This window comes from Pseudomonas baetica, assembly GCF_002813455.1.
In the GTDB taxonomy this organism is placed as follows: domain Bacteria; phylum Pseudomonadota; class Gammaproteobacteria; order Pseudomonadales; family Pseudomonadaceae; genus Aquipseudomonas; species Aquipseudomonas baetica.
This window is the reverse complement of the sequence record NZ_PHHE01000001.1, coordinates 6835234-6851093: the sequence shown is the minus strand read 5'-3', so window position 1 is coordinate 6851093 and position 15860 is coordinate 6835234. Positions and strand designations below refer to the sequence as shown.

At 56.6% G+C, this 15860-nt stretch carries 10 protein-coding genes; 1 reads left to right on the top strand and 9 read right to left on the bottom strand.

The annotated features are described in order from the left end of the window. Nucleotides 1–8 precede the first annotated feature (8 nt). The 4 genes from pgm to ATI02_RS31730 all read right to left on the bottom strand — a co-directional run bounded on the left by pgm (nucleotide 9) and on the right by ATI02_RS31730 (nucleotide 6243). The gene (gene pgm / locus ATI02_RS31745; protein ID WP_100848392.1) at nucleotides 9–1655 is read right to left on the bottom strand and encodes a phosphoglucomutase (alpha-D-glucose-1,6-bisphosphate-dependent); all 1647 of its coding nucleotides are present in this window, start codon (nucleotides 1653–1655) and stop codon (nucleotides 9–11) included. A 106-nt stretch (nucleotides 1656–1761) separates the two neighbouring features. Beyond that, nucleotides 1762–3162 (bottom strand): aminotransferase-like domain-containing protein, encoded by a 1401-nt coding sequence (locus ATI02_RS31740; RefSeq protein ID WP_100848391.1) that lies wholly within the window; start codon nucleotides 3160–3162, stop codon nucleotides 1762–1764. Between the two features lie 49 nt (nucleotides 3163–3211). After that, complete coding sequence (locus ATI02_RS31735) at nucleotides 3212–4672, bottom strand: hypothetical protein (RefSeq protein WP_244196566.1); 1461 nt, start codon at nucleotides 4670–4672, stop codon at nucleotides 3212–3214. A 548-nt stretch (nucleotides 4673–5220) separates the two neighbouring features. Beyond that, on the bottom strand, nucleotides 5221–6243 hold the full coding sequence (locus tag ATI02_RS31730; RefSeq protein ID WP_095187176.1) for a zinc-dependent alcohol dehydrogenase family protein: 1023 nt from the start codon (nucleotides 6241–6243) through the stop codon (nucleotides 5221–5223). A 270-nt stretch (nucleotides 6244–6513) separates the two neighbouring features. Between ATI02_RS31730 and ATI02_RS31725 the strand changes: the two genes are divergently transcribed. Next, nucleotides 6514–7428 (top strand): LysR family transcriptional regulator, encoded by a 915-nt coding sequence (locus ATI02_RS31725; RefSeq protein ID WP_095187177.1) that lies wholly within the window; start codon nucleotides 6514–6516, stop codon nucleotides 7426–7428. Nucleotides 7429–7474: 46 nt separating this feature from the next. Here ATI02_RS31725 and ATI02_RS31720 read toward each other — a convergent pair whose 3' ends face one another. The 5 genes from ATI02_RS31720 to ATI02_RS31700 all read right to left on the bottom strand — a co-directional run bounded on the left by ATI02_RS31720 (nucleotide 7475) and on the right by ATI02_RS31700 (nucleotide 15776). Next, nucleotides 7475–8659, bottom strand: coding sequence for a sugar transporter (locus ATI02_RS31720; protein WP_100848390.1), 1185 nt, complete (start codon nucleotides 8657–8659; stop codon nucleotides 7475–7477). Between the two features lie 273 nt (nucleotides 8660–8932). Then, nucleotides 8933–9784 carry a hypothetical protein gene (locus ATI02_RS31715; RefSeq protein WP_095187179.1) on the bottom strand — a complete coding sequence of 284 codons (852 nt, stop codon included), beginning with the start codon at nucleotides 9782–9784 and terminating at the stop codon, nucleotides 8933–8935. Further along, the gene (locus ATI02_RS31710) at nucleotides 9777–11828 is read right to left on the bottom strand and encodes an AAA family ATPase (RefSeq protein WP_161555379.1); all 2052 of its coding nucleotides are present in this window, start codon (nucleotides 11826–11828) and stop codon (nucleotides 9777–9779) included. Before ATI02_RS31710 ends, ATI02_RS31715 begins: the two co-directional genes overlap by 8 nt. 280 nt (nucleotides 11829–12108) lie before the next feature. Then, a complete protein-coding gene (locus tag ATI02_RS31705) occupies nucleotides 12109–14073 on the bottom strand; it encodes a DUF262 domain-containing protein (RefSeq protein ID WP_161555378.1) in 1965 nt (654 codons plus the stop codon). Then, a complete protein-coding gene (locus ATI02_RS31700) occupies nucleotides 14073–15776 on the bottom strand; it encodes a DUF262 domain-containing protein (RefSeq protein ID WP_192886564.1) in 1704 nt (567 codons plus the stop codon). The genes ATI02_RS31705 and ATI02_RS31700 overlap by 1 nt, the downstream gene beginning before the upstream one ends. Nucleotides 15777–15860: the final 84 nt, after the last annotated feature.

Here is a 15860-nt window from a genome sequence, read left to right as displayed (position 1 = left end):
CAGGAACATCACTTGCTGGAAATTGCACCATCCACCAAGGTCTGCGCCTCATCCACCAACTGCTTGAGGTGGTCATCGCTGATGAAGCTTTCAGCGTAGATCTTGTAGATGTCTTCGGTGCCCGACGGGCGAGCCGCGAACCAACCGTTTTCGGTCATTACTTTCAAGCCACCAATGGCCTGATCGTTACCCGGTGCATGACTGAGAATGCTCTGGATCTTCTCTCCCGCCAGTTCAGTAGACGTGACCTGCGCTGGCGACAGCTTGCTCAGCAACGCTTTCTGGTCCGGATTGGCCTTGGCGTCTACGCGCACCGAGAACGGTTCACCCAGTTCATCGGTCAGGGCTTTATAAGCCTGGCTCGGGTCACGACCGGTACGGGCAGTCATTTCGGCGGCCAGCAACGCCGGGATCAGACCGTCCTTGTCGGTGCTCCATACGCCGCCGTCCTTGCGCAGGAAGGAAGCGCCGGCGCTCTCCTCGCCGCCAAAACCCAGCGAGCCGTCGAAGAGCCCGTCCGCAAACCATTTGAAACCGACTGGCACTTCGTACAGACGACGACCCAGACGCTTGGCAACGCGGTCGATCAAGCCACTGCTGACCACGGTCTTGCCCACGGCCGCGTCGGCACGCCATTGCGCACGATTCTGAAACAGGTAATCGATGGAGACTGCCAGATAGTTGTTCGGCGCGAGCAACCCGCCGGAAGGCGTGACGATACCGTGGCGATCGTGATCCGGGTCGCAGGCAAACGCGACGTCGAAACGCTCTTTGAGCCCGATCAAACCCTGCATCGCGTGGCTGGACGATGGGTCCATACGAATCTGGCCATCCCAGTCGACAGTCATGAAGCGGAACGTCGAATCGACCTGTTTGTTCACGACGTCCAGGTCCAGACGGTAGTGCTCTGCGATCGCTGACCAGTAGCGCACCCCTGCTCCGCCCAGCGGATCGACACCCAGACGCAGTTTGGCGTCACGAATGGCATCGAAGTCGATCACGTTGATCAGGTCGGCCACGTAGGTGTTGAGGTAGTCGTGACGATGAGTGGTGCTGGCTTTGAGCGCCTGCTCGTAGCTGATGCGTTTCACACCAGCGAGTTTGTTGGCCAGCAGTTCGTTGGCCTTGGCTTCGATCCACTTGGTGATGTGGGTGTCGGCCGGGCCGCCGTTGGTGGGGTTGTATTTGTAGCCACCGCTTTGGGGCGGGTTGTGCGACGGCGTAATGACTACACCATCGGCCAGACCGGAGGTGCGGCCACGGTTGTAGCAAAGAATTGCATGCGAAATGGCCGGCGTCGGCGTGTATTCGTCACCCTCGGCGATCATCACGGTCACGCCGTTGGCGGCCAGCACTTCCAGCGCGCTGGCACCCGCCGGGGTCGAGAGTGCGTGGGTGTCGATGCCGACGAACAAAGGGCCGGTGATGCCCTGGGCTTCACGGTAGAGGCAGATAGCCTGACTGATGGCCAGAACATGCCACTCATTGAAACTCAAATCGAAGGAGCTGCCACGGTGCCCGGATGTGCCGAAGGCGACTCGCTGGGTGGAAACCGATGCATCAGGTTGGCCGGTGTAATAGGCCGTTACCAGTCGCGGGATGTCGACCAACAATTCTGCCGGTGCCGGTTTACCCGCAAAAGGACTGAGTGTCATGCAAAACCTCTGATATAGAGTGGTTCAGGAAATACCGCGCAGTTTACTGGCAGTTTGACCGCAGTGCGATGGGATGTATCCGGCAGTCTGCAGATGTTTTTTAACATCAGGCCTCGGGCGCCAGGCGCAGGGCATCACCCAGCAGCCCGACCACACAGGCAAGCTCATGATCGCCATGGCCCACTGGGCTCAGGCGTAAATGGTGTGCATGCAATCGCTGCAGACTGAACAGTTCACCCGGGGCAATCACCACTTGCTGCTTGAGCAGACGCTGAAAAACTTCACTCATGTCCACGGCTCGCGATGAGCGCAGCCACACCGTCGCTCCGCCTTGTGGTTCGACGATCTGCAATGTTTCGCCCAGTCGCTCGCGTAACAGGCGGATCAACTGCGTGCGACGGTCCCTGAGCAAATGACGCAAGACCTGCAGATGGTGGTCGATGCGCCCGCCGCTGTAGAGCCGGGCAATGGCTTTCTGGCGGATCGTCGACAAGCGGAACGCGCGCAACAGGAAGTGTCGATGCAACTCGTTACGCCACATGCGCGAGAGTACAAAGCCATAAGGCGCTTCGGCGCCGATGACCTTTTCCAGACTGGAAAACACCAGCAGCCGATCGGGATCGAGCAGGTTTCGCAAACGCTGACCGTCAGTCTGCTCGTCCAGCTCGCTGTAGCAGTCATTTTCCAGCACCCACGTGCCCTGCTGCCCGAGCAGATTTGCGATAACACCGCGGTTATCCTCGCAAATCCGGCTGCCGTGAGGCATGTTCAGCACTGAGGACAACAGGATCAGACGTACGTCCTCGTTTTTTAACAAGGTCTCCAACTGGTGCGGATCGAGCGTCCCATCCTCCTGCAAGGGCCATTCAATAACCCTCACTTCATTCGCTTCCAGCAGCCGCAGGATCATCCAGTCACAAGGCGACTCGACTATCACGGTTGCGCGACGCAGGTCGAGCACGCCAATCAGTATTTCCAGCACACCGCGTAAATCCGCACCGATATAAACATCGTCCGCATGCCAGCAGCGTGTGGCCGAGGTTGTGTAACGGGCGGCAAGTGCCGTACGCAATTCGAGCTCACCGCAAGGTTGCACCGGTGCATGCGGTTGTCGCGGATACTGACGTAGCAATTCTCGCTCAAGCATCAGCAGTGGGCTGTCCAATGGCTGTACTGATGCCGGATCATCTGCGCTCAACACTCGCATGTCCGGATGCCTGGCATGCACACACAGCGTTTCGAGCAGATCCTTGCCGCTGCCGGGTGTCATCGGTAGCGCCGTTGCCTGGGCGTAATACCCCGACTTTGCAACCGAATACACCCGCCCTTCCTTCTCCAGCAATGAGTAAGCGTATTGAATGGTCGATATCGAAACGCCAAGTCGATCGGCCAGTTGCCGCAGAGACGGCAATCGCACTGTTCCACGGCTTCCCGGCTCGCTGATCAGTTGGGTCAGATAGCGATAAACCGCCTGATAGGCGAAATCGGTGTCGCGCAAGATTTTCATCCGGCCACACCTGCAATGATTGCGGCGTTTGCCGAGTGCAAGCTCACGATCAACCTTCCGCCGAGCGGTCGCCCGGGACCGTGCTTTTACGGGGCGTGTTGCCCTGCTCGGCAGCATTGGCCGTTACCCGCAACTTGAAGGGCCCCATCGAATAAAGCTGAACAATCAACCGTACCGGCAGGCCACTGACATCGGTCATCCACTTCAGCACTTGTTCCGGAGCGTGCAGCCCCTGCATCGCCCGGTGCAGTTCTGGCAGCGCCACCAGCATGCCCGGATGGCAACTGCGCAGGAAATGTTCAAGCCCGGCACCGCTGTCGATAAAGGGGCCGAACAACAGACAGATCAACTGGGTTTCATTCAGTTCGAAGGTGTTCTGCAACGCCGCTGCTGCTTGATTACGCCGCTGTTCGAGGTCGGCAGGATTGTCGAAGGTCGCCAGCCACTGCTCACAAATCGGCGCGGGTATCTGTTTGTCTTGCATCAACACCAGGTTGCGCTGAAGGTAATCGCCAACGCCTGCCTCATAGGTGCGACCCTCGATGAAATTCGCCTGCATCCCTTCCAGATGGGCGATTACCAACGGGTCGGCAGAATGGCTTGCGCTCTGTTGGCAGATCAGCTCACTGGCCTGAAACCCGAGGAAGTCACTGAGTAGCGGCCAATGCTCCACCAGGTTGCCGACCACCATGTCATGAATATCGACAAAACAGGTACGTCGACAGGCTTCGAACGTACCTTCGGGGCGCCAGGGTGTCAGTTCGGTCTCGCTGTAGAGCTCTCGATAGAGGTCGCCTCCCAGTCCGTCAAGCAAAGGGAACAACTCTTCGAATGAGCCTGAGTTGGGTGGCAACCCGCCGATGCCGGCTTTTTGCAGCGCACGATCCAGGCCGTCAAGGAACTGCTTCTGCCGCCGCGCAGGCTCGCTGCTGATCATCGCGTCGACGCCGTTATTCCAGCGAGCAACCTGACCATAGAATTCGGCGGTCGCCAGGTAGAGGTCGTCCCACAACTCCAGCTTCTCCGTGCGATTACGACGGTGCCCGATCATCATCAGGTTGAGTCGGTTCGCCTCGCGAGCCGCCTCGCTGACCGGCACCTCGTGATCGAACGGCAAGACTTCGCGATGATCGACCATCAGCAATTCGACCCGCGGATCGTCATACAAAAACAATGCGCTGTAACTGCGATGCAGATTTTGCAGAGCCGAAACCTCGGTGCCATTCCAGCGCAATGTCGCCACCCGCAGCTGGAATGTCGCCGGCGCCCGTCCGGCAATGGTCAACTGTGCGGCGCGCAGCAGCGCAAGGGTGTAACAGCAGTCTCGTGAGCCGGACTGGACCACCATCACTTTGAAATCACCGATGCGCTCCATTCCGCCAGCCGCCACCACCAGTCGATGAATCAATAACTGCAATGCCGTGCGCTCGGCGCGAGAGAAAAAACTCATCAGCCTTTGTAGTACTTGCTGGTAGACATAGTTCATTGCCTGGTCATGGATTGTGCTCATCGGTACTTCACCCGGTATCGAAATGTTCATATTACGTAACCCGAGACAGCAGTTACGCAAAAATTCATTAGTAATAGATAGACGCTCGAATGCTAACACTTACAAATGCGTAGTTATTTGAAACACTTAAGCTGTCACGCGCTCTCAGACACCCACAGACTGCCACGCAAGGCCTTGTCTTTACTGAGTTTTTTCGAGCAAATAAATGCTCCTAGGAAACTTCCGACACAGTCCGACGCCAAGTGAGTACAAAAAAAAGAGACGCAGTTTCGGAACATGCCTACAACACTTAAACAGAAGTTATCGCCACCCGAATTAACGACCGATTTATATCGAACACAACAAATAGAATGCACAGCCATAGCTCATTCCTTGAGATGAAAGTAATCATTCAATTATCAGGGCTTGGTGGGCGATTGGAAGATACAGAACGAGGGCAAAAACCGGTTCAGTTGCTGACCGGCCCCGGGCAATTTACCCAGAGAGCACTCGTTTTTGGAAAGGCAGACAGGAGAGTCCGTGAGACCACGGACTCTGTAAATTCAGGATCAGGCCAGTTCGACTTGCAGCGCAACCCGTTCGCGACACGGACATTCATCCATGTAGCGGTGCGCCTCGACAAACTCGTTGAACGGGAAGACCCGGGTCTTGAGCGGTAGCAACACACGATCGGCGGTCAACTGGTTGATATCACGCAGGGCTCGTTGCAGCGCGACGTGATCCTGAGTAATGCCCAGTTCCGGCTTGCCGGTGAAATTGCCGATGCAGTGCACAAAGAACTGAATGTTCTTCTGAAACGCTGCGCAGGCCGGGAACGGCGTCTGATTACCACCTTGCAGACCGTACAACACCAGACTTCCGCGTGGGGCGAGGACGTCACCGAGCAGCGACATCTGTGGACCGCCAAGGCCGTCGAAGACGACATCGACGCCACGGTTATCGGTGATCTTGTTGATCCGCATCAGCAGATCCTCCTCCTCCGTGACGATGACCTTCTCAGCCCCCAGAGACAGAAGATACTCGCGCTCGTCGGCGGTTTTGGTCGCGGCAATCACCCGGACACCCAATGCCTTGCCCAACTGAACAAACGATGGGCCGGCGCAATGGCTGGCGTCTGTCACCAAGGCAAATTGCCCGGGTTTGACCCGCGCCAGATCGGCATAGGCAAAATAGGCAATCAGCAACGGCGTGTAATGCACGCTGGCTTCGATCGGGCTCAGGACGTCCGGATAACGGGTCAACGCGGTACGTGGCAGAACGATCTGCTCGCCATAAACCGGATAGTCGTTCGGGCTCTCGGCAGGAAAACTGGCAACCTTGTCGCCAACCGACAGATCATCGACGCCGTCGCCGACCGCTGTGACCACACCCGCCATTTCATGGCCAAGGCCCGATGGCAGACGTGCCTGGGACGAGGCCAGGTTCTGACGCCAGAGAATGTCATACCAGCTGATGCCGATGGCTTCGACACGCACCTGCACTTCGCCAGGACCTGGCTGAGCGGCCGCATGCTCTTCGCATTTGAGCACCTCGGCCGGACCAAACTTGTGAAAACGGATCGTGCGGGACATCGCAAACCTCGTCAAAGTAACCTCTAATGCCCTGAACTCTATCTGGGCTTTTGACCCAAGACTATCAGTGGCTATTAATAGTCGACATGCCTGTCATTGATTCCGCGGTATGGGCGGTATCGGGACAATCCTTGAAAAAACTGCTGCCACCGTCGCAGTAAAGCTGAATTTTCCGGTGCAGAGTACCAGCCTTTCCCCGTAAGATTCATGCCGGCCATTGTTATCATATGGTCGCCCTCGTCAAGCTTGATGACTCTGCCAGGACTCCAGATGAATCGTAATGACCTGCGTCGTGTCGACCTGAACCTGTTGATCGTATTCGAAACATTGATGCACGAACGCAGTGTGACCCGTGCCGCCGAGAAATTGTTCCTCGGCCAGCCGGCGATCAGTGCGGCGCTCTCGCGTCTGCGCAGCCTGTTCGATGATCCTCTGTTCGTACGCACCGGGCGCAGCATGGAACCGTCCGCCCGCGCGGTGGAAATCTTCGCCCTGCTCTCGCCTGCCCTCGACTCGATTTCCACCGCCGTCAGCCGTGCGGCGGAATTCGACCCAGCCACCAGCACCTCGGTGTTCCGCATCGGTTTGTCCGACGATGTCGAATTCGCCCTGCTGCCGATGCTGCTCAAACGCCTGCGCGCTGAGTCGCCAGGCATTGTGCTGGTCGTACGTCGGGTCAATTACATCCTGATGCCAGGCCTTCTGGCCTCCGGCGAAATCTCGATTGGCGTCAGCTACACCACCGATCTGCCGGCCAACGCCAAGCGCAAGGTCTTGCGCCGCAGTGCGCCAAAGCTGCTGCGCGCCGACACCGTGCCAGGCCCGCTCAGCCTCGACGACTACTGCGCCCGCCCGCATGCGCTGGTGTCGTTCGCCGGCGACCTCAGTGGCTTTATCGATGAGGAACTGGAAAAACTCGGGCGCAAACGGCACGTGGTGTTGGCTGTGCCGCAGTTTAACGGCTTGAGCACGTTGCTCGCCGGCACCGACATCGTTGCAACCGTGCCGGATTACACGGCGGAAGCGTTAACGGCGGCTGGCGGGGTCCGGGCGGAAGATCCGCCGCTGCCCACGCGCACGTTTGAGCTGCACATGGCGTGGCGTGGCTCGCAGGATAATGATCCGGGTGAGCGTTGGTTACGGTCGCGAATTCAGATGTTTTTTGGGGATCCGGACAGTCTTTGATCGGGCTGACGTGTCAGCCCTTCCACTCATCGAATAGCCCGTAGGCTCAAACCGAAGCCCCGGGCCGAGTGCTGCGATAAATCGACAGGCAGTAAAACGACAGTGCCGCCGCCGCCAGCATCCCGCCAACGACTCCGATGTAAGCGAAGCCGAACTGAATGCCTACCCAGCTACCCACCAGTGCTCCGCCGCCGATGCCGATGTTGTAGATCCCGGAAAATAGCGCCATCGCCACGTCGGTGGCGTCCGGCGCCAGCACCAGCACTTTCGATTGCAGCGCCAGCCCGAACCCCATGATTGCCATCCCCCAGAACACACTCACCACGCCCAGGTACGACACCTGACCGCTCAAAGGCAACAGCAAAGCCAGACACAGGATGAGCAACGACACGCAGACAATCAGAAAGCGCTGCGGGTTATGACTGTGCAGGTAGCTGAACAGCAGCGAGCCGAAAATGCCGGCGCCGCCGAATAACAACAGAAGCAGCGTCACCACATCGCCGCTCATGCCCGCCACGGTCAGGACGAAGGGCTCGATGTAGCTGTAGGCCGTGAACTGTGACGTCACGACCAGAGCTGTCAGGATATAGATCGCCACCAGCGCAGGCCGTTTCAACAACACAGGTAGACTTTTGAGCGAGCCGGAGTTCTGGCTGGGCAGCAACGGCAGAACCTTCGCCAGACACAACACCAGCGTCGCCGCCAAGCCTGCGATCACGATGAACGTTGTACGCCAGCCCATGGCCTCGCCCAATAACCGACCGAGGGGAATGCCCAGTACCATCGCCAGAGAAGTACCGGTTGCCAGCAAGCCCAAGGCCTGAACCTGTTTGCCCGGTGGCGCCAGGCGCACTGCCAGCGAGGCCGTGATCGACCAGAACAGCGCATGGGATAGCGCCACACCGATCCGGCTCACCAGCAAGATGGCGAAGCTTGTCGCCAGACTCGACATGATGTGACTGACGATGAACATCCCGAACAGCACGATCAACAGCTTGCGCCGCTCGACGTTACGCGTCAGCAACATGATCGGCAGCGACGTCAGCGACACCACCCACGCATAGATGGTCAGCATCAATCCGACCTGAGCCGACGACATGTCGAAGCTGTTGCCGATCGAACTCAACAGGCCGACAGGCACAAACTCGGTGGTGTTGAACACAAACGCGGCCAGTGCCAGCGCAATGACCGGGTACCAACTGCCATTGGTTGTAGCGGTAGGATTGCTCATTTAAAAGTCGTATTACTCTGTCAACGATTGCGCGTACTTGTCCGCACGCAATCTGTGCCCATCTGTCGTTTTTTGTACACCAATTGCCGAAAAGCTCCAGACGACAGGTGGTTCGATGGCGACTCTACTATAAAAAAATGGTGACTTGCCCAGTAGGGGCGAAGCGCTCGATGTATTTGCCGCGTCCCTTGGCTGTTGTTCTGGTTCAGTCAAAGTCTGACCGAAAAACCTTGAAGAGAATGCCGACTAAAAGCAGTGACCTGCGACCCAATATCAGCAGTCGCACAATGAACGATCAGCATGGCCACTCACCTTCAGACGGGCGATCAAATCGTACAAATCATCCCATTGCATCTCTGTACGCTGAAAGAAAATCACCCTCACCATTCCGCAGTAGGGGCTGTACTCAGCACCGTCGTGGGCAATGTACTCCAGCACTCGCAGGACATCTCGTTCAGTGACATCGCGTGCAATCTCATCAAGATGCTCATGGGTAGCCCGCGCGATTTTATAGCGCGCCAGTCGAAGGCTGGGGCGGTCCAACCCACAGGTGGCAATCGTCGCCTTGCCTTCATCAGTGAGCGCGCGGATTTCACCCAGCCGGCCATAGGTGAAGTGCATCTGCGCCTGAAAATGCTTATCAAACGGTGACAGCAGTAACGGTGTGCAGGTTTGCGTGGGGGATACCTTGTGCACGCCTTTAACCGGATAGAAATTAGCCTTCCACTGCTGATTGCAGATCTGACAGCTGAGTAAATAATTGTCCCAACTATAAGCTAGCCACCAATACCCTGGCTTGATGACGTTACTTTTTCTCTTGCGTCCCTCCACCGACGAGCTCCAGGGAACCTCTTTGCCCCAGTCCTCTGGCTCGTCTACCAGTGTATGAACCTCTGCTTTCGGCTGGATATGCTCGACGTCACCATATTGAAGGCCTAATACCTGGCCTTCGCAGTATCCGCATCTGCCGTACTGCGCCTGGCTGAAATCTCTTTTGTAACTCGACCACAGGTTCGAGAAAGTGACAGCCGCCCCATTCGCCACTGCCTTGGCGACGGCCTTTTTTGTTGATTGGGTCTTCGTTCCGAAATTCGCGGCTATCGGTGGACGTACGAGCTTAAGCATCTTCGCGCCCCTGTCGCTGATCCGAATCGCCTTTCTGGATGTTTTTCAGACGATGCCTGATCAACTGATTCGCCTGAGATTCCGACATACCGACATCGAGCACTGCAGCAGCCGCCAGTGCCGCACGCTGGGCACGCGTACTCCCGAACGAAACCATGCGCTGACGAAGCGTGGCTTCCAGTTCAGCGAGGCGTTTCGACTCTGGCTCATTCTTCTGCAAGAGCACGCTGTGCTCAGACATGAGCATCAACGTTTCTGTATCAATCGTCGATTGAAGGCCGAACCACGGGCCGGTGAGGATCTCATCTGCCCGGGTACCGGGCGGGACATCGATCGGCTCGAAAATGAAGCGCTTGTCTTCGGGGTGCTTGGCCATGACCCACAACTCGCCATTTTTCAAACCCTGAACACACAACGGATCGTGGGTGCTGACAATAAAGCGCACGCGAGGGAACAACTGACGCAAGCGGTCGACGAGCTGAATTTTCCAGCGCGGATGAAGATGAAGTTCAAGTTCATCAATCATGACCACGCCTTGTGCAGACTCCATGTCAAATGAGCTGCTGGTCAAATGGAACATAATGTCCATCGCCAAAGCCAGGACGGACTTGTACCCGTCACTCAACTCACTCAGCGACACCGCACTGCCGTCGATTTTGCTTTCTATGTGTCGCCGCTTGCGAATGAGCGAGGCATCCGAACTGACCGGCAATAGATCCTTCAGACTGGTGGCCAACAGCGTGAATTGCGCCTCGCTGATCTTCTTGCTGCAGAGATACCGTTCAACCTGAACAAGCGGGTGGATATGGTTGAACAAGTTCAGGACACTAACACGGCGCGGCGCGACAGGTGCGGCAGCATCGGCATCGGGCAGCAGCCGAGTGGAACCATAGGCCAGAACCGGCAAATCTGGCACGTCACCTGTGATGCCAAACTTCTTGCTGTTTTTTTTGAAGGTCAACTCTCGCTGACTGCCGTCCGAAAACGTCAGGCGAACAAAGCCATCTTTAATCCCCCTACCCTTGCGCAGCCAAGTGCTTGCGTCCTCTTCCTCAAGCTCCTTTGCAGGCCTCATGGTCAAAGCGATGGCCTGGAGCAGGCTGCTCTTTCCGACGCCATTCTCACCAAGCACCATAAGCCAGGGCTGGATAGTGTGTTCACCGTTACTCTGCAATGGAGGAAATTCTATCTTGAGGTCACTGATCACCTTGAAGTTGTGGATTTCAATGGCCTCAAGCCAGATGGCATCGGGTATTGCTTTCATCGCCTCTGGCGGTGCTACCGGTGGTTCTGGAGGCATCACAGGCACCGCAGATCCTGATGAGAAAAACGCCTCGAGTACGGCGGGTGTGATGGCGGAGAGCGGCATATTGGGAGAAAAGAAACGAGCAATCGCCGTCTCGTCGATTCGCGGCAGATATTCCAGTGACAACAACGTCTCACATCTTTCGATGATCCGCGAAGCGCGCGTGAGACGGGCCTTTACCAGGCCCTCTTCATTTAGCTGAAATACCTTGATCGTTGCCGCCCCCCGTTCGGTGAGGGCGATTACCTGGCCGTCGCTGAGAAACTTCAGATGTTCTTGTGGATTGTCCTGACACGGGTCTAACAACAGTGGTTGTTCGTCTATCAGGGACTGCCTATCGCCTAGGGGAGAAGCAACCGGCCCCAACACAGGAAACAGGTTCATCTTCCTGGCATTACATCTAGGACAGCACAGGTATAGGTTTTCCCAGTCATTTGCCAACCACCAATAGTGTTGCAGGTCGATGCTGCCATCAGCTCGAGCGGCACGCCAACGGGGGCGAAAACGCTCCATTTCCTTAGCGTCACGTTCGCAAAATGCGCATTTGCCTCTAAACAGTTTGATGAGCGTTTTACGCACCTGCTCCTGCAGGGCTCGTGGCATCCGGAAATCAATGGCTTTTTGTGAATACTCGCCATCCGCCGCCTCAAAAATCGGCCTCAACCGCTCTATTTCACGGCGATGGTAATCAAGCAAATCCGGGGGCGGCGGCACGCTATGTCGATCAACAATAATCATCGAAAACCCGATCATAAAAGGAGGGAGGACAGGAAGCTGAAAGTCTCGTCTTTGAAGCACAAATCGCGTTATAGCACAGGTTCATCCACCAATTACCTGGGCAATCACTGCATCAATCCAAGGGTAAACGGGACAGGTAAACGGGACAGATTTATTTCCGGAGAAACCGGGCGCAGGTGTCATACCAATGCCCCCGATTAACAATCGGTCGTCGTGTCCGCAGCATTCATTTCGCGTCGAAACTGACGCGAAATGAATGCAACTCGTCATGGTCTGACGATTATCTGTCGTAGTGTGCCTCGATGAGCAACAGCATCGCTTTCGCATGCTTGTCGATCTGCTCATGGCCCCATTTGTCGCCCTTGCCCAGCACATGAAACATGTGCGCAAGCTTCAACGAGTCGTACTTCGGTTTGGCGCGGAAAGCCGCTTGTTTCTTGATGACCGCCAGGTTGCTATACGAGGAGTTTTCACCCGGGCTGAGCAGAACCAGATTGCCGAATCCGTGTAGCAGCTCGTCAGGCAATGTCTTGCGGAACTCTTCGTTTTGCGGATGCACATGCTCGACCGAGTTCTTCGAGGTAATCCTGTACTGGAGCAACTTTTCAAGGTCAAGCCATTTGAACGCGCGGCGTTCGCGCCACAGAATGTATTCCAGTTTCTGGAACCAGTAGTGCTCGAAACTGGTGCCATTGGCTTCCTTGAGATAAGCCACGGTCGTTGCGATGGACACAGGCTCGGCGGTGTCGCTGGACAACAGCCGATAGCTCGCTTCCTTCTGGGTCATTTCGGTGAGCGAGAGCTGGTTATCGATCTGTTCGAGCATTGCCAGTACTTGATGTTCCTTCATATCAGGCGAGTCGACCAGCCTGCCCAGAAACGGTGTCAGCCAATACTGGGCACTGCGCTCACCGGTGAGGTAACGCATGCTCTGCAGTTGGCTCAAGTCGCAGGCATCCTGAGTGGGTGTGCGCCAATCGGGACCATTGCCTTTGCTTCGATTGTTGATGGTGCTCAGGCGCAAGGTGCGTTCATCTTCTTCACCCAGACGCACCCACTTGACGACCCAGCGGTCGAACTGAAAGCGCACATTCCAGAGGCATTCCATGAACGCCTTGGCGTGCCCCGCAGTGGCGGTTTCGACAAAGCTTGCGAAACACTCATTGAGGTTGCTGTCGTTGAGCCTGGAGCCGATATCAGACCTGTTCTGAGAGTGCCGATAGATTCGATAGGCATGCATCAACAACAAACCAAAGCTGATCACTGACTGATAACGTGCCTCATCCTTCTCGCGGGGCTCTTCAACCGCCTCGTCCTGCACCTTCATCGAAAGTATTTCGCTGATCGTGCGGCCTTTCGGGTAGCCGTCTGCAGGGCGCTCCAGCGAAAAATGCTCGATGGAGTGATCCGCAAGATCGGTGAACCTCAAGGCCCCCCAACGGGTGCCCGCGAAGACGTCGCGCAGGTTTTTCTCGAAGTAATTTCCCATGTCTTCGCAGGCCTGCCAGATGCCTTCGTACGTGGCACGGTTCTGCTTGATGCTCTTCATCAACCGAGCTTTGAGGATATCTGTCTGTTCAAGCTGGAGGCCGCTGGTGTTCAGCGTCGCGAACAGCTTGTTCAGGTCCATGCCCGCGGGCATGACATTGTTGACCCAGGTCACGCGGTTGAACAAGTACTCCCCGACGCGCTCAAGGGCTTGCTCGCCCCCCTCGGCCTGCAACCGCTTGAATCGGTCGCAGGCTACTTTTCGGGCAGCGCTCAGGTGTATGAGGTAGGGATTGGCAGCCTCCTTTTCATCCGGCTCAGGCTCCGCCGTCAAATCCGCCCATGCACTCAACCGGGCCTGGACTTCTTCACGAATATTGAAGGTAAGTCTCGGCGCCTTGCCCAGGACCACCAGTGCGCGCAGCGGTGACGATGGCAGCAACGAACAGAGAGCAAGCGCCAGCACCATCAATGTCGTCATTCGTTGTTGGCCATCGATGATTTCATAGACGATGGCAGCATCAGAATTGGAGCCTGGGAGCACTTCGCTGGTCAGCACCGTGCCGAAAAAGTAATGCGCTTGCGCGGGTTGATCGTCGCCATCACGCTCGCTCGCCAGGATGATCTGCTCCAGCAGGTCATTGACGTCGCTGCTGGGCCAGACATACGGACGTTGATAGCAGGGAATAGTCAGCGATATACCTTGCTCGCACAGCGTCGCGGCCGTCTGTACACAGGACTGGACTTGAGCACTCATCATTTGCCTCCTTGACGGGCAATGTCAGCAAGGCTGACGCGTTTGATGGCGGCACACAGCTCGGCATCGTATTCAGCGGCAACATGGGTCGGATCGGGCCACGGCAGATTCAAGTGAAGCGTGACGGAAACCGATTCTACGAAGCGCTTCTTGATACTGTGTTTATCGAGTCCCTTGCCGGTTGGCTTGTATTTATAGCGGCGCAAATAATCCAATAGCTCATCTTCGCTATGGCTGCTGGCGATCCAGTCCATCAATGGATTGTCCCTGATGTGCGCCTGAACCCCGCTTTCCCGCACGCTCACGTCGTTGATCAGGCGCAGCGAAAAGATCACCCGGAACATCCACAGGCTGACTTCGAGCAACCGGGCGGTACCGAACTGGCTGGCGTACATCAGCACAGCGCATTCGTATGCCCTGCTCAGGAATATGCTGCCGCACGCGTCCCTGGACAAACGTTTGTAGTAGTAGGCGAACGAGCCCTTGAGCGGCGCATCACCGACATCGAGCAAGGCTTGGCGCAGACCATGGAAATAGGCGACGTAATGCATCGTGTTAACCCCGCAACCCAAGGGTTGTCGCATGGCGTACCCCGGCTGAACGCTATGCATGTCCTTGCCCCAGGCGTCGCGGTGCACCTGCAAGGGCCGATAGGCAATGTCGGGGGTATTGGCCAGCGTTCGCTCGGCGAGCTCCGTGACGATCTGCTTGCGTTCGAGCAGCGGGTCACGATCACTGGCAACATCTCGCCAGCGCAAGCTTTGCCAATGCCGGGATTTCATCAACGTTGCTACCAGTGGCTTGAGATCGCCGAGGCGCTCCCAGGTCCGCGCGAAATCATTCTGCGTGGCCGCCGTCACGCTGCGCAAATGATAAGCCTTGATGATGTCCGCGCCGCCCAGACGAACACCGGAAGTGTTCTGAGTCTCGAAAAAGCGATAGGCATCGTCTTCTCGACGCGTGACGACCAGCGTTACGTTGATGCGTGAAAAGTCAATCCGCGGCAACGTCTGCTGCTTTAGCCAACGAAGATTGTGCTGGATACGCCGGTAGCTTTCTGGCGAGTTGAATTCCAACGCTGGTGCACCCTTGTCACCTTTCTGCAGGCAATGCAGCAACGCCAGACTGGTGATGCGCTGTTGGCCGTCGATGATATTCAGAGTGCCCCGCTCACGGCCGTCGCCACCCTGCTGGTGCAGGATGAGGCTGCCGAGGTAGAAATCGTGGCCCGGTGCATCGGTGCCGAAGAAATCCCGTAAATCATCCAGCAACCGTCCGAGCTGTTCTTCGCTCCAGCGATAGGGTCGTTGATATTCAGGCAAACGCAGGTTGCCGAATATACAGCTGCCGTCGCTGGACAGAATCTTCCTGGCGTTGAATACGTTTTCCAGGTTCGTGGAAGCAACGGTTATGCCCTCCACGTCCAGCGACAGATGGGCAAACTGCCGTTCGTTCACGGCTTGGTTCATATAACGGTCCTTGTAATGAATCAGAGTATTGGATAACCGCAGCGAGACGCTTGACGACCTCGAAGACATTGAGGAGAAATAGCAGCCAACAATAATGGCATGTTGCCACAAATCAACCCTGTTTTCTCTCGCAATAGCCGCAATCCTGAACGATGTGTTTGATCGCGAGTCATTCAGCCAGTCCGGTCTGTACGGCGTTTTCGGCGCACCGCGCAATATCATGACGAGCGTCAAGTACAACTTCTGATTCGTTCTGGAAGTGGCGCGCGCTCTTATGGGTGCGCCACGTGACGACAGGCCCTCACGCATGAAACTTTC

What these genes read in the sequence shown, in the direction of transcription:
- ATI02_RS31740 (WP_100848391.1), bottom strand. Translation starts at nt 3,162, where the DNA reads ATGAAAATCTTGCGCGACACCGATTTCGCCTATCAGGCGGTTTATCGC.
- ATI02_RS31725 (WP_095187177.1), top strand. Translation starts at nt 6,514, where the DNA reads ATGAATCGTAATGACCTGCGTCGTGTCGACCTGAACCTGTTGATCGTA.
- ATI02_RS31705 (WP_161555378.1), bottom strand. Translation starts at nt 14,073, where the DNA reads ATGAGTGCTCAAGTCCAGTCCTGTGTACAGACGGCCGCGACGCTGTGC.
- ATI02_RS31720 (WP_100848390.1), bottom strand. Translation starts at nt 8,659, where the DNA reads ATGAGCAATCCTACCGCTACAACCAATGGCAGTTGGTACCCGGTCATT.
- ATI02_RS31715 (WP_095187179.1), bottom strand. Translation starts at nt 9,784, where the DNA reads ATGCTTAAGCTCGTACGTCCACCGATAGCCGCGAATTTCGGAACGAAG.
- pgm (WP_100848392.1), bottom strand. Translation starts at nt 1,655, where the DNA reads ATGACACTCAGTCCTTTTGCGGGTAAACCGGCACCGGCAGAATTGTTG.
- ATI02_RS31730 (WP_095187176.1), bottom strand. Translation starts at nt 6,243, where the DNA reads ATGTCCCGCACGATCCGTTTTCACAAGTTTGGTCCGGCCGAGGTGCTC.
- ATI02_RS31735 (WP_244196566.1), bottom strand. Translation starts at nt 4,672, where the DNA reads ATGAGCACAATCCATGACCAGGCAATGAACTATGTCTACCAGCAAGTA.
- ATI02_RS31710 (WP_161555379.1), bottom strand. Translation starts at nt 11,828, where the DNA reads ATGATTATTGTTGATCGACATAGCGTGCCGCCGCCCCCGGATTTGCTT.